Raw genomic sequence first — 13,593 nt, 5'->3', positions numbered from 1 at the left:
CGGCGGGGAGACCGTCCCGAGCCCGGGGCGACAGCGGCAGTGGGCAGGCAGGCAGGCAGGCAGGCAGGCAGGGTCAGTCCAGCACGCGGGCGAGGTAGGCGTGCATCATCGCGCGGGTCTCGTCGACGATGCCGGGATCCCCGGCAGGGTCGGCCCGGAAGGCGAGCTGTATCAGTGCGTCGGTGGCCTCGACGGCGACGAGGACGGCACGCTCCAGCGTGGCGTCGGGCGTCAGGGCGAGGTGCGCGGAGAGCAGTTCGGTCAGCCGGGCGGCGACCTGGTGGTTGGGGTCCGCCTCCGGCCCCTCGGCCGGGGGCGCGGGCACACCGAAGTCGACGAGCGCGAAGCCGGGCACGCTGCGCTTCATCGCCAGGTATTCGTCCAGCACCGCGTCCACGACGGGCCGCCAGTGGGTGGCCGGCAGATCGGCGAGCCGGTCCGCGATGCCGTCGACGTACTGGTCCAGGTTGCGGTGCGCGAGGGCGATGGCCATGGCCCGCTTGTTGCCGAAGAAGCGGTAGACGGAACCGATGGGTACCCCGGCCCGCAAGGCGACGGCACGGGTGCTGAGGTTCTCGTACCCGGTCTCGTCCAGCAGCTCGGCGCAGGCGTCGAGGATCCGGGCGAGCCGGTCGGCGCTGCGCTGCTGGATCGGCGTACGGCGCAGGGAGTGGGCAGGAGGCACGGGGTCCATCATGCCGCTCCTCGCTTCTCGGTTCGGTGGGGGCCTCAGTTCAGCAGAAGACTGAGCCCGCCGATGGTGTAAGTGATCATCAGCGCCAGCAGCGGCAGTTGACCCGCCACCGCCTTCGCCGGCGGGAAGAGGCGTAGGGAGCGGTCGTGGGCGGCGACGACGCCGAGCACGTGACCGGTGACGACGGCGATGACCTGGAGGGCGGCGAGGCCGCCGGGCCCCAGTGGTGGCACGGGTTCGGGGGCGTTGTCAGTGCCCAGTGCCATGCTTACTGTGCGTGGTCCTTCGACTACCAGGAGGGAGAAGTAGTGGGCGGTGAGATAGCCGAGTGCGATCGGTACGAGTGAGTGCGCGAAGGCGGTCAGCGGGCCGGGGTGCGGGCCGCTGACGAGGCGGGTGGCCGCGGCGCAGAGGCAGTAGAGGGTGGCGACGAGGGCGACGGAAGCGAGCAGTCCGAGTGTGGCCGCGGGGGTGCGGCCGAGGGGGGAGGTCTGTATGGCGTTGACCCACGAGGGGTTGTCGGAGAAGCCGTCGTAGGCGGTGGAGCCGAACAGGACGCAGACGGTGGCGACGAGTCCGGGCCGCTCGGGTGTCGCGTCGAGTCCGTGGAAGGGGTTCCGCAGGACGAGGCGGCCGTCGTTGCGACGGCCGAGGGGGGAGAGCCTGGCCAGGAGGTCGGAGTACGCCTCGAAGGCGTCGCCGTCTTCGAACCAGCGCTCGCCGAAGCGGGCGGCGAGCAGCAGTTGGGCGGTGGCGTAGGCGGTGATGACGATCAGGAGGGTGGTGGTTGATGCGGGATCGGGAGCGACGAGTTCGAGCCAGGTGAAGGCGAACAGCCCTACGGCGGCGGGCCATTGGCCGAGCCGGGCGGGGAGGGGGCGGCCGGGGCCGCGGCGGCGCAGGGCCCGGGAGAGCAGGCGGTGCAGGGTGCGGAGCGGGTTGAGCAGGCGCCAGACGGGGCCGAGGAGGAGGGAGGCGGGGACCAGTCCGACCCAGAGGAGTACGTAGACGGCGCCGGGAGCGGGGTTGTGCGCGGGGTCGTCGGGACCGAGGAGGAGGTGGAGCAGGACGGCGAGCGCGGCGGCGAGTCCCAGTCCGCGCAGGGCGGTGCGGTTGGCGGGCGCGTCGGCCACCCGCTGGAGGGCGACGGGCAGGGCGAGGCCCGAACGGTCTCCGCGGAAGCGGGAGGTGGACCAAAGCAGGCCGAGTGCGAGAAAGGAGACGAACAGCGCAGCGAAGGCACCGGCGAACGCATAGAAGGGAGAGATCGGCAGATCGTGCTGGGACCCGATCCCGTGCGCGAGCGAGGTGAGCGGATCGGCCGGGTGAAGGACCACGCCCTGGCCGTGGGCGCCTGGGGCTGGGCCCGGCCCGAGGCGGCTCACCATCGCCCCGCCCGGCACGGTGCCGCGCCGCCGACGCAGCCGGCCCGCCCGGACTCCGGCCCGAGCCCGGGCGGCCGGAACGGGGCGGCGGACGGCAACGTCGGCGGACCACCGAGCGCGGGTACGGGCCCAGGCCCGGGTACGGGCGCGGACCGGGGTGCGGGTCGCCCGGGCCGCGGCTCCGGGCCGCGCCCGAACCCGGATGCGGGCCCAGGTGCGGGCCGGGGCGAAGGCCTGGGCGCCAGCCCGGATACGGGCGCATGCCGGAGCATGCACCCGGGCCGGGGGCCAGGCCCAACTGCGGGCCCCGGTCCGGGCCCGTGCGCAGGCCCGTGCGCAGGCCGCGGCGCAGGCGCGAGCCCGCATACCAGCCCGAGTGTGGGTGCATGCCGAGGTGCGGGCCAGGGCCCCGGCCCGGATACGGGCCGAGGCGCCAGCCCGGCTGCGGGCATAGGCCCGGCTGCGGGCATAGGCCCGGGTCGGTGTGGCCGGACGGGGGCGGGCCCGCGTGAGGGTATGGGCGTCGGGTGGGGGTGGGTCATCGGACGAGGAGTTGGGTCAGGACGAGGCTGGACTCGTGGGTCTCGACCTCGAACAGGCCCGTGCGGTCGGCCGTCAGGATCAGGGTGGCCTCCTGACCTGCCGGCAGGGCGAGTTCCTTGTCGTAGCCGTGGACGTGCAGGGTGTCCGCGCGGTCGCTGGTGACGCGCAGGGCCACGCGTTCTCCGCGCCGCAGCTCGGTGCGGGCGGGGGCGGGGGTGACCTTGCCGTCCCGGACGGCGATGGTGACCGTCCGGTCGGCCTGCTCGCCCGGGGCCTCGCCGTGGCGGTGGCCGCCCGGCTCGCCCGGGGCGGTGGCGGTGGCGGTGAGCTGGGCCGTGCCCTCGACCGGCTTGCCCGACACCGCCCAGGCGGTGTGGTCGTCCGCGTACAGGCGGACGGTCAGGGTGTGCGCGCCCTCGGGCACCTGCGCCGCGGGCAGGTGGAACCAGGGGCCGTACAGCCGGGCCAGTTTGCGGCCGTCGAGCTCCAGGTGGGCGTGGCCCGCGCCGGGGAGGGCGGCGCCGCCGGTGCTGTCGGGCGTGAAGCGGTAGTTCTTCACCGCCAGTTGGAGGTTCCAGCCGTCCTCGGAGTCCGGGCGGACGGTCAGCTGGACCTCCGGCGCGCCCTCGGCCGGGACCTCGCGGAGCCGGTGGCCGGTGGCGTCGGTGGCGGTGAGCAGGGTGCCCACGCTGCCGGAGGCCTGCTCGTGGCTGGTGCCGGGCTTGTGGTGGGTGGTGGCCCGCCCACCACAGCCCGTCGCCGCGCCGCCCACGAGGAGCAGGGCGAGGGCGAGCAGGGCCGCGGCGCGGGCGGTGCGGCGGGGCCTGCGGGCCGCGCGGGGCGGCGTACCGCAGGCGTCGCACCGGTTGTCCCCGTCGGGTCGGTCGGTCACCTGGCCTCCTGGGGCCTGGGCGGGGGTCACGGCGCGGGCTCCGGGGTGACCGGGGGCTCCGGGGCGGCCGCGCGCAGCGCCGGGGCGGGGCCTGCCGGGACCGGTGCGCGGTCGCCCGCGGGGTCGTCGCCCGGGCCGGACGGGCGGGCCGGGGTACCCGGGCGTGCCGAGGCCACCACGGCCCACAGGACCCAGACCACGGCCACCAGGGCCCGTACCCAGGCGGGGCTCAGGGGGGTCCAGGGGATCATCAGGACCGCCTTGTCGAAGGCGTCCAGCAGGGTGAGCCCGGCCAGCAGCAGGGTCAGGCGGGCCGGCCAGGGGCGGCCGGGGCGCAGGACCAGGCCGACGCCCGTCCACCACAGGCCGAGCAGGAGGAGGGCGAGCGCCGGAACGAAGGTGGCGGTCAGGGGCATGGTGGAGCCGGCCACGTCCAGGGCCAGGCCCGCCAGTCCCAGCAACGAGGCCCCCGTACCCAGCCGGGAGCCGCGCAGGCGGCGCCACCACAGGACCCCGCCGACCAGCAGCAGGACGGCGGCCACGGCCAGCGCGAGCTGGGTCTCCACCCGCTCCAGGCCGCGCGCGCCGTACCAGTCGCAGCCGGCCGGGAGTTTGCGCGCCTGGACGCTGTAGTCCGCGCAGACGAGGAGCTGGACCAGCTTGACCGGTTCGCCGACCAGGCGGGCCGACGCCCCGGAGACTTCGCCGCGCCGGTCACCGCACTGCGGGACCGTGCCCGGGGTGGAGCCGTCGGGGCCGTTCTGCCAGCAGTTGGCGCGCCCCTGGCCGTCCCACCAGACGTCCATGCCGTTGGGCCGGGCGGCGCCGGACTTGTCCTTGCCCATGACGTTCCCGGCGTACCGGTTGTGGTGGGAGGTGTCCGTCTGCTTCGACCACGCCTCCTCGCCCCGGATGAAGGCGGGGACGGCACTGAGGAAGAAGCCGGCGCGCTTGTGCCCGTACACCCAGTTGCCCTCGTAGAGGTTCCAGTTGCCGCCCGCGGTGATGACGCCGGTGCCGGGGGGCATGGAGATCTGCGGGCAGACGACGCCGCGTTCGTAGCCGCGCTCGATCGGCGGCTTGGCGCAGGTGCCGTCGGCGACGTGGCCGTAGTAGTCCTGGTTGTTGTCGTGGATCAGGTTCCGCTCGAACTTGGCGTGGTTCTGCGGGAGTCCGGGGTGCCCGGGGAAGGCGCTGTCCATCGAGGCGCCGCCCATGTTCTGGTCGAACTCGTTGTCGTGCACCCACACCGAGTCGCCCGCGGTGCCGGAGTACCCGACCATGTTGTGGTGGCTGCGGCAGCCGGTGATCTCGATGGAGTAGCGGGGGACCTCGTAGCCGCGGCCGTCGTTGATGTCGGAGGCGCTGCCCGGGTAGATGCCGGAGTCGCCGTTCCCGTACGACTCGCAGTTCTTGTAGAGCCCGTGGTCGCTGGCGAAGGTCAGGAAGCCGTACTCGTCGTTCCACCGGGTCAGCACGTCGTCGATGACGAAGCCGTCGCCCGCCAGCACGTAGAGCGAGTTGAAGGTGGTGCGCTGGGCGGTGAAGTTGCGGAAGTAGACGCCGTTGGACTTGTCCGCGCGAATGGCGTTCAGCTTCTGGTACTTGGCGTCGACGACCACGTCGAGCCGTGACGCGCCCGTGCCCTCGATCTGCAGGTTCGTCTTGCCGAGGATGGCGACGAGGTTCTGGTTGTGCCGGCACTGCACCTGCTGCTCGTAGGACAGGATCTGGTAGCCGAGCGAGGACTGGGGGGCCTTCAGTGCGGCGCACTCCCCCGTCGGCTTGGGGAGCGAGGGCTCCTCCTCGTAGAGGCCGGGGAGGATCGCGATGTTCATCCCGGGCCGGTCGACGGCGTCGACGGCCTCCTGGAGGTGCCGGTAGCCGCTCTGCTCGCACCGCTCGTACAGGGCGAGGTTGCGCTGCCTGAGCTCTTCGGGGAAGGCGGATATCCGGCGTTCGAAAGCGGGCCGGTCGGTCTTGCAGACGATCAGGTCGGGCTCCGCGCTGCGGTACTCGGGTACGGAGCCGGAGCCGTCCGGGAGGGTGATCGGGCGCTCCTCGTGCGCGCGGGCGGCGGGCGCGGCGACGAGGAGGGACACAAGGGCGAGGAGGGCGGCGAGGAGCGCCGCCGGCACGGCAGGGAACCTGCGGGTCCACGACATGCGCGTGAGAGTAGAGCAATGTTCATCTTTTGGGATCCCCCTCGACCGAATCCGCTTTCCGTCCGGCCTTCCCTCCCGCTTCCCACCCCACTTCCCGTCCGGCTTCTCGTCCGGCGCCCGCCCTGCGTTCCACCCTGTGTCCCGCACGACCTTTCGCGCCTTTCCCGCCTTTCCCGCCGATCTCCCACCCGGCCCCCCGGGTCCGCCGTTGACGTGCGGGCCGCGGAATCCTACTGTCGACCATAGGATTCCTTCGACGGAGCGGGAGCAGCACATGAGCGAGCAGGCCAGGAAGACGGCAGAGGCACTGGAGTACCTCACCGGCTTCGGCAACGAGCACAGCTCGGAGGCCGTCCCCGGCGCACTGCCGATCGGCCGGAACTCGCCCCAGCGCGCCCCCCTCGGCCTCTACGCCGAGCAGCTCAGCGGCAGCGCCTTCACCGAGCCCCGCACCCACAACCGCCGCTCCTGGCTCTACCGGATCCGCCCCTCGGCCGCGCACCCGCCCTTCACCCGGATCGACAACGGCGCCCTGCGCTCCGCGCCCTTCACCGAGGCCGTGGCCGACCCCAACCGGCTCCGCTGGAACCCCCTGCCCGACCCGGCCCCCGGCACCGACTTCCTGTCCGGCCTGTGGACCCTCGGCGGCAACGGCGACGCCGCCCAGCGCGCCGGCATGGCCATCCACCTCTACGCCGCCAACACCGACATGACCGACCGGGTGTTCAGCGACTCCGACGGCGAGCTGCTGATCGTTCCCGAGCGCGGCGGCCTGCTCCTGCGCACCGAGCTCGGGCTGCTCGCCGCCCGCCCCGGCGACATGGCCCTCATCCCCCGCGGCGTCCGCTTCCGCGTCGAGCTGCTGGACGCCGACGCCCGCGGCTACGTCTGCGAGAACTACGGCCAGCCCTTCGAGCTGCCGAACCTGGGCCCGATCGGCGCCAACGGCCTCGCCGCCGCACGGGACTTCCAGGCCCCCGTGGCGGCGTACGAGGACAGCGAGCGCCCGACCGAGGTGATCAACAAGTTCTGCGGCAACCTCTGGTCCGCCACCTACGACCACTCCCCGCTCGACGTGGTCGCCTGGCACGGCAGCCACGTCCCGTACGTGTACGACATGCGCCGCTTCAACGTCCTCGGCTCGATCAGCTACGACCACCCCGACCCGTCGATCTTCACGGTGCTGACCTCGCCCTCCGACACCCCGGGCCTGGCCGGCGTCGACTTCGTGGTCTTCGCCCCGCGCTGGCTGGTCGGCGAGGACACCTTCCGTCCGCCCTACTTCCACCGCAACGTGATGAGCGAGTACATGGGCCTCATCGAGGGCGCCTACGACGCCAAGGCCGAAGGTTTCGTCCCCGGCGGCGGCTCGCTCCACAACATGATGTCCGCGCACGGACCCGACCACGAGACCTTCGACCGGGCGAGCGCCGCCGAGCTGAAGCCGCAGAAGATCGACGACGGCCTGGCCTTCATGTTCGAGACCCGCTGGCCGATCACCGCCACCGCCCAGGCGGCCGGCGCGGATCACCTCCAGCGCGGCTACGACGACGTGTGGCAGGGTCTGCAGCGCCACTTCCGCGCCTGACCTGCACTGCATACCCTGCATGCGCCGCACGTCGTCACCCCTGTCCAGCCGTTCGGAGATCCACCCGTGACCGCCTTCGCCCCCGACTCGCTGGTCCTGAACCGGAAGCTGCCGCTCTGGTACCAGGTGTCGCAGTCACTGCGCGCCTCGATACTGGGGCGCACCCCGGACGCCTCGCTGCGCCTGCCCACCGAGGAGCAGCTCGCCGGGCACTACGGGGTGAGCGTGCTGACCATGCGGCAGGCGCTCAAGGAGCTGGAGGGCGAGGGGCTGATCAGCCGGCACCGGCGGCGCGGCACCTTCATCGAGCCGGGCGCGCTGCGCAGCACTCCGGTCCGGCTGCTGGGCTCGGTGGACGCGATCGTGGCCCAGCAGTCGGGTGACCGCACGACGATCCTCGGACACGGCCGAACCGCCGTGTCCGGGGAGCTGCTGGAGCACTTCCCGGGCACGCCCGAGGTGGTCACGTACCGGCGCCTGCGCCACGACCGGGAGAGCGGCGAGCCGACCAACTGGGCGGAGAACGCGGTCCTTCCGGAATTCGCCGGGGCCGTGGACCTCGCCGACCTCGAGCGCTGGCCGATGACGAAGGTCCTGCGGGACATCGTGGGCGTGCGCATCAGCCGGATCACGGACACGGTGGAGGCCCGGCTGGCGGACCCGGAGACCGCCGAGCTGCTCCAGGTCCCGCTGCTGAGCCCGATCCTGCACTACACGGGCGTCACCTACGACGAGGACGGCCGGGTGGTGGACGTGGCCCGGATCCGCTACCGCGGCGACCGGTTCTCCTTCACCGTGACCGTCGACGCGCACTGACAGGGCGACGACGGGACCACAGGGTGACGGCCGGGCGGCCCGCCGCTACTTCTCTTCGTCCTCCCGGGTGCGTTCGCCCTCCGCCTGCGACGGCGTGGTCCGCGTCGTCTGGGGGTGCTGCCGCTGCTTGCGCTGGGTCTCGTCCATGTCCTCGTCCAGGCGCTCGCCCTCGGCCTGCGACGGGGTCGAGTATTCGTCGTACTGGCTCATGACCGCCTCCTCAGCCTCCCCGGTCGATACCGTACGTATGCGTACACAAGGAGCGTAACTCTTCGGCCTGGACGCAGCCCGGCCATCGGACCCGTCGCTACCATCGGCGGCGTGAGCGAAGACGTACCGCTGCTTGAGGATCTGATGCCCTGGGCCGTGGGCGGCCTGCGCCTGGGCCGGGACTGGGTGGTCGCACCCGATCCGGCGGCCCTGCGCGCCCGCTGGGCCGCCCTGACCGGCTCCGAGGGGGCCGAGCGGGAGCGGCTGTTCCGCCCGAGCCGCAGCCGCAGGCCCGACGCCGGGGCGGCCGCCCTGCCGGGGCAGCGCTCGGCGGCCACGGCCCGCTTCGCCGACGCCCCCGGCCCCTGCCCCGACCCCGTACGGGTGCTCCGCGAGCCCTTCGACGAACAGTGGCTGCTGCCCGACCAGCGGCTCATCGACACGGCCCGCCCCGAGCTCTGGCGGGTCCGGGACGAGCACCAGATGTTCCTCGTCGAGGCCCCGGATCCGCTGGTCACCGCACATCTCCCGGCCGGCCGCCTCGGCCGGATCCGCCCCCTGCACCGGCGCCCGGGCGGCGCCGAGCCGAATCTCGCCCCCGGCCTGCTGCCCCTGCTGGGCGCGCACTACGGCGGCTGGGTGACCCCCGAGGACGTCCTGTGCTGGATCCTCGCGGCGGGCCGCCCCGGCCCGCGCGGGTACGAGGTCCCGCTCGCCGCCGATCCCGCGCACTGGCGGGCCGGGCTGGAGCTGGGGCACCGGCTGCTCACCGTGCAGCTGCGCGGGGCGCGCGGCGGTGAGCCGCCCCGGCTGCCCGGCGGCCGCCGCCCGTACGTCCGCGCGGCGGTCACCGCCTGGCCGCACGAGCTCGCGTACGACGCCGGGAGCGAGACGCTGAGCCTCGGGACCGGGACCGTGTCCCCCGTGCCGGCCGGCGCCTGGGAGTACGAGGCACAGGGCGTCCGGGTGCTCCCGGCATGGTTCGCCGCCCGCACCGCACACCGCGGCCCGGAAGCGGGCGGGCTGGCGGCGCTGGGGCCCGTCGAGTGGCCGCAGAGCTGGACCTCGGAGCTGCTCGCCCTGGTGACCACGCTGGCCCTGCTGGCCGAACTGGCCCCGGAGCGGGCCGCGTTCGAGCCGGGTCCGGGGCCGGGGATGTCGGCCGGGGCCCTGCACGCGGCCGGGGTGCTGCCGCCGCCGGCCTGGGCCCGACGCCCGGCTTCGGTTCTGGACCACCAGGAGGAGGGCCCGGGCGGGCAGTTCGCGCTCCTCTGAAGGGCCGCCACCTCGGCCCGGGACACCTTCTACGCCCCCCAGGCTCCCAGCAGCCGGGACATCGAGCGGTCGAAGACCTCGGCCATGTCGAGCCCGGCACCCGGGACCGGGCCGCCGCCGGAGAGGGCCGCCGCCAGCCGCGGGTACTCCCCGCCGGCCAGGCGGGAGCCGAGCCAGGCCGTCCGTACGCGCTGCTCCTCCGCCTCGCTCCAGGGCAGCGAGCGGGCCCGCTCGGCCATCGCCAGCTCCCCCGCCACGTAGGTCGCGACGGCGCCGTTGACGGCGGCGACGAGCTCCAGTTTCTCGGCGTCCGCCGCGTCCAGCGGAGCCAGGCAGTCGAGGGTGTACTCGAGGTAGCGCAGGGCGTTCGGGCCGAAGCCGTAGACGGGGCTCAGCAGGCGCGGCAGCCAGGGGTGGCGGTGCATCAGCGCCCGCGTCCCGCGCGCCAGCGCGAGCAGGTCGGCCCGCCAGTCGCCGGTCGGCGGCGGGAGCTCGTACTCCCCGCTGACCGCGTCGACCATCAGCTCGTACAGGTCCTCCTTGCGCGGGACGTAGTTGTAGAGGGACATCGTCCCGGCGCCGATCCCGGCCGCCACGCGCCGCATGGAGACGGCCTCGATCCCCTCCTCGTCGGCGATCCGCACCGCCTCGGACGCGATCGACTCGCGGCTGTGCGCGGGCCTGGGTCCGCGGCCGGCCCGCTGGGGGCGGGACCAGATCACTTCGGGTTCAGCGGGTCGCCCGCCGGCTGTCATGGCTCAGATCACCTCGTCGTCTCGCCACCATCTTAGTTACGTACGGCGTACGTAGTGAGGTACGGTGGCACGCATGACAACTACGTACGCTGTACTTAGTGAGGGTCTGGAGAAGAGCTACGGGGAGGTCCACGCCCTGCGCGGCCTCGACCTCGCCGTCCCCGAGGGCACGGTCTGCGGCCTCCTCGGCCCCAACGGGGCGGGCAAGACCACCGCCGTGCGGATCCTCACCACGCTCACCGCGCCCACCAGCGGCCGCGCGAGCGTCGCCGGCCACGACGTCAGCCGGGATCCCGCGGCAGTCCGCCGCGCCATCGGTGTCACGGGCCAGTACGCCTCCGTCGACGGGGACCTGACCGGCCGTGAGAACCTTCGGCTCTTCGCCCGGCTCGCCGGGCTGCGCCGCCCCGCGGGCCGGGCCCGCGCCGACGAGCTGCTGGAGCGCTTCGGGCTCGGCGAGGCGGCCGACCGGGTGGCGTCCACCTGGTCCGGCGGCATGAGGCGGCGACTGGACCTGGCCGCCGGGCTGATCACCCGGCCCCGAGTGCTGTTCCTCGACGAGCCCACCACCGGCCTGGACCCGGCGGCCCGCGAACAGATCTGGACGGCGGTGCGCACGCTCTCGGAGGAGGGCACCACGGTGCTGCTCACCACCCAGTACCTGGAGGAAGCCGACCGGCTCGCCGACGAGATCGTGGTCGTCGACGGCGGCCGGGCCGTGGCCACCGGCAACCCGGCCCTGCTGAAGGCGCGGATCGGCGCCCACGCCGAGGTCACGGTCGCGGCGCGGGGGGCGGTCGCACGCGCCGCCGCCGTACTCGCCCAGCTCACCGGCGGCCGGCCCGTGCTCGACGAGGAGCGGCTGACCGTCGGGGTCACCGTCCTCGACGGCGGTCTCACCCTGCCCCGGATCATCCGGGAACTCGACACCGCCGGGGTGCCGGTCACGGACGCGAGCCTGCGCCCGCCCACCCTCGACGAGGTGTTCCTGCGCCTCACCGGGGCCCGCCCGCCCCACCCCGGCAGCCCCGGCACCCCCGATGCCGAGGCCGCCGCCGCCAACGCCGACACCGACACCGACACCGATCGGGAGTACGCCGCATGAGCACCCTGCTGTCCGACGGCGGAGCCGTTCTCACCCGCCAGCTCCAGAAGGCCCGGCACGCCCCGGCGCTGATGGTCCTCACCCAGACCATGCCGATCACCATGCTGCTGTTCTTCGGCTACGTCTTCGGCAGCGCCCTCGCCATGCCGGGCACCGAGTACCGGGAGTTCCTGGTCCCCGGGCTGCTGGCCGCCACCGCCGCGAACGGTCTGATGACCGGCTTGTTCACGGCCGCGCAGGACGTCCACCGCGGGGTGACGGACCGCTTCCGGACCCTGCCCATGAGCCGCACCGCCGTCCCGCTCGGGCAGACGGCCGCCGACCTGCTGACCACCGGCGTGTCGATGGTGCCGCTGATGCTGGTGGGGCTGGCCATGGGATGGCGCATCGAGAACGGCCTGCCCGGCGCGCTGGGGGCCCTGGGCGTGCTGCTGCTGTTCCGCTTCGCCACCGCGTGGGTGGGTACGTACCTCGGCCTGCCGAGCAGGAGCGAGGAGGCGGCCGGCCAGCTCGGCGGCGCCACCTTCATCCTGCCGATGCTGTCCAGCGCGTACCTGCCGACCGCGGGTCTGCCCGGGTGGCTGCGCGCGGTCGCCGAGTGGAACCCGATCAGCGCCGTCGCCACCGCCGTGCGCGTGCTGTGCGGGAACGCCGGGGGCGAGGCCGCTGCAGGCGCGGCCTGGCCCGCGGCGCATCCCGTGGCCGGGGCGCTGCTCTGGTCGGGGCTGCTGCTCGCGCTGTTCGTGCCGCTGGCCACGCGCAGGTTCGCGCGCGGCCCGCGATAGCGCGGGCCCTGGACAGGGGCCCCCGGATAGCCGGCCCCCGACAGCACGGCCCGGCCGGCGCGCCCCGACAACCCGGCCCTGACGGCCCCCGGCAGCGGCCGTAGGTGACAGCCGCCCGTCCGACCCGGTAGGCAGGCCCCATGGCTACCGAACCGCTCCCCCTGGACGGCATCACCGTCGTCGCCGTCGAACAGGCCGTCTCGGCCCCCTTCGCCACCCGCCAGCTCGCCGACCTCGGCGCCAGGGTGATCAAGGTCGAGCGCCCCGACGGCGGCGACTTCGCCCGTGCCTACGACACGGCCGCGCACGGCCTCGCCTCCCACTTCGTGTGGGCCAATCGCGGCAAGGAGTCGATCGCGCTCGACCTGAAGGACCCGCGCGGCCGGGAGCTCCTGCACGGGCTGCTGGCCGGGGCCGACGTCTTCGTGCAGAACCTCGCGCAGGGAGCCGCCGCCCGGCTCGGGCTGGACTCGGCCGCGCTGTCAGCACGCTACCCCCGGCTGGTGGCCGTGGACGTCTCCGGCTACGGCGCCGAGGGCCCGTACGCCCACAAGCGCGCCTACGACATGCTCGTGCAGTGCGAGGCGGGCCTGGTGTCGGTGACCGGCACCCCGGAACAGCCGGTCAAGGCGGGGATCCCGGCGGCGGACATCGCGGCGGCCATGTACGCCTTCTCGGGAGTCCTGGCCGCCCTGCTGCGCCGCGGGGTCACCGGGCGCGGGGGCAGGGTGGAGGTGTCGATGCTCGACGCGCTCGCCGAATGGATGGGACACCCGCTGCACCACACGATGCACGGCGGGGAGCAGCCGGTCCGCACCGGCCTCGCGCACGCGGTGATCGCCCCCTACGACGCCTATCCGACGGCCGACGGGGACCGGGTGCTGCTGTCGGTGCAGAACGACCGCGAATGGCGGCGGCTCGCCCAACAGGTGCTGGAGCGGCCCGAGTTGGCAGAGGATCCGGCGTACGCGACGAATACGGCGCGCACCGGGAACCGGGAGAAGACCGACGCGGTGGTGGCGCAGGCGCTGGGCCGGCTCGGAGCGGACGAGGCGATCGGGCGGCTGGAAGCGGCGGGCATCGCGTGCGCGCGGCTGAACTCGGTGGCCCAGCTGGCCGGGCATCCGCAACTCGCGGCCCGGGACCGCTGGCGGGAGGTGGAATCACCGGTCGGACCGCTGCGGGCCCTGCTGCCGCCGATCGGGCTGCCGGGCGGCGCGGCACCGCACATGGGTGCGGTGCCCGCGCTGGGCGAGCACACCGAATCCCTGCTGCGCGCCCTGGGGATGGCGGACGCGCAGATCTCGGAACTGCGCCGGGACGGTGTGATCGGGTAGGGCCGGGGAGCCGGAGACCGAAAGGCCGGCGGCTGCGGTACGG

At 74.1% G+C, this 13,593-nt stretch carries 12 protein-coding genes; 6 read left to right on the top strand and 6 right to left on the bottom strand.

Features of this window, described 5'->3' with window-relative positions:
• Positions 1-73: 73 nt before the first annotated feature.
• The 4 genes from ACGFZK_RS24365 to ACGFZK_RS24350 form a co-directional block, all read right to left on the bottom strand.
• Positions 74-694: a TetR/AcrR family transcriptional regulator gene (locus ACGFZK_RS24365; protein ID WP_393851084.1), complete on the bottom strand. Its 621-nt coding sequence runs from the start codon at positions 692-694 to the stop codon at positions 74-76.
• A gap of 35 nt (positions 695-729) precedes the next feature.
• Positions 730-2,082 carry a hypothetical protein gene (locus ACGFZK_RS24360; RefSeq protein ID WP_393850975.1) on the bottom strand — a complete coding sequence of 451 codons (1,353 nt, stop codon included), beginning with the start codon at positions 2,080-2,082 and terminating at the stop codon, positions 730-732.
• 535 nt (positions 2,083-2,617) lie between these two features.
• The gene (locus ACGFZK_RS24355; RefSeq protein ID WP_393851083.1) at positions 2,618-3,418 is read right to left on the bottom strand and encodes a hypothetical protein; all 801 of its coding nucleotides are present in this window, start codon (positions 3,416-3,418) and stop codon (positions 2,618-2,620) included.
• Between the two features lie 122 nt (positions 3,419-3,540).
• Positions 3,541-5,679 (bottom strand): right-handed parallel beta-helix repeat-containing protein, encoded by a 2,139-nt coding sequence (locus ACGFZK_RS24350; RefSeq protein WP_393850974.1) that lies wholly within the window; start codon positions 5,677-5,679, stop codon positions 3,541-3,543.
• A 274-nt stretch (positions 5,680-5,953) separates the two neighbouring features.
• On the opposite strand from ACGFZK_RS24350, the gene hmgA reads away from it, so the two are divergent.
• Both hmgA and ACGFZK_RS24340 read left to right on the top strand, forming a co-directional pair.
• Positions 5,954-7,267: a homogentisate 1,2-dioxygenase gene (gene hmgA, locus ACGFZK_RS24345; protein ID WP_393850973.1), complete on the top strand. Its 1,314-nt coding sequence runs from the start codon at positions 5,954-5,956 to the stop codon at positions 7,265-7,267.
• 66 nt (positions 7,268-7,333) lie between these two features.
• Positions 7,334-8,083 carry a GntR family transcriptional regulator gene (locus tag ACGFZK_RS24340; RefSeq protein ID WP_393850972.1) on the top strand — a complete coding sequence of 250 codons (750 nt, stop codon included), beginning with the start codon at positions 7,334-7,336 and terminating at the stop codon, positions 8,081-8,083.
• A gap of 45 nt (positions 8,084-8,128) precedes the next feature.
• On the opposite strand, the gene ACGFZK_RS24335 is transcribed toward ACGFZK_RS24340, so the two are convergent.
• Entirely contained in the window at positions 8,129-8,293 is a 165-nt protein-coding gene (locus ACGFZK_RS24335; protein WP_393850971.1) for a hypothetical protein, read from the bottom strand.
• A 144-nt stretch (positions 8,294-8,437) separates the two neighbouring features.
• On the opposite strand from ACGFZK_RS24335, the gene ACGFZK_RS24330 reads away from it, so the two are divergent.
• Positions 8,438-9,568, top strand: a complete 1,131-nt coding sequence (locus tag ACGFZK_RS24330) for a type ISP restriction/modification enzyme (protein WP_393851082.1) — start codon at positions 8,438-8,440, stop codon at positions 9,566-9,568.
• Between the two features lie 29 nt (positions 9,569-9,597).
• Here ACGFZK_RS24330 and ACGFZK_RS24325 read toward each other — a convergent pair whose 3' ends face one another.
• Positions 9,598-10,323, bottom strand: coding sequence for a TetR/AcrR family transcriptional regulator (locus ACGFZK_RS24325; protein WP_393850970.1), 726 nt, complete (start codon positions 10,321-10,323; stop codon positions 9,598-9,600).
• Positions 10,324-10,396: 73 nt separating this feature from the next.
• Here ACGFZK_RS24325 and ACGFZK_RS24320 point away from each other — a divergent pair, with 73 nt between their 5' ends.
• The 3 genes from ACGFZK_RS24320 to ACGFZK_RS24310 all read left to right on the top strand — a co-directional run bounded on the left by ACGFZK_RS24320 (position 10,397) and on the right by ACGFZK_RS24310 (position 13,550).
• Complete coding sequence (locus ACGFZK_RS24320; RefSeq protein WP_393850969.1) at positions 10,397-11,428, top strand: ATP-binding cassette domain-containing protein; 1,032 nt, start codon at positions 10,397-10,399, stop codon at positions 11,426-11,428.
• Positions 11,425-12,213, top strand: coding sequence for an ABC transporter permease (locus ACGFZK_RS24315; protein ID WP_393850968.1), 789 nt, complete (start codon positions 11,425-11,427; stop codon positions 12,211-12,213). Before ACGFZK_RS24320 ends, ACGFZK_RS24315 begins: the two co-directional genes overlap by 4 nt.
• A 140-nt stretch (positions 12,214-12,353) precedes the next feature.
• Entirely contained in the window at positions 12,354-13,550 is a 1,197-nt protein-coding gene (locus ACGFZK_RS24310) for a CaiB/BaiF CoA transferase family protein (protein ID WP_393850967.1), read from the top strand.
• Positions 13,551-13,593 lie beyond the last annotated feature (43 nt).

This window comes from Streptomyces sp. NPDC048257 (genome assembly GCF_043201855.1).
Taxonomy (GTDB): Bacteria; Actinomycetota; Actinomycetes; order Streptomycetales; family Streptomycetaceae; genus Streptomyces.
This window is presented reverse-complemented; position numbering and strand designations above follow the sequence as displayed.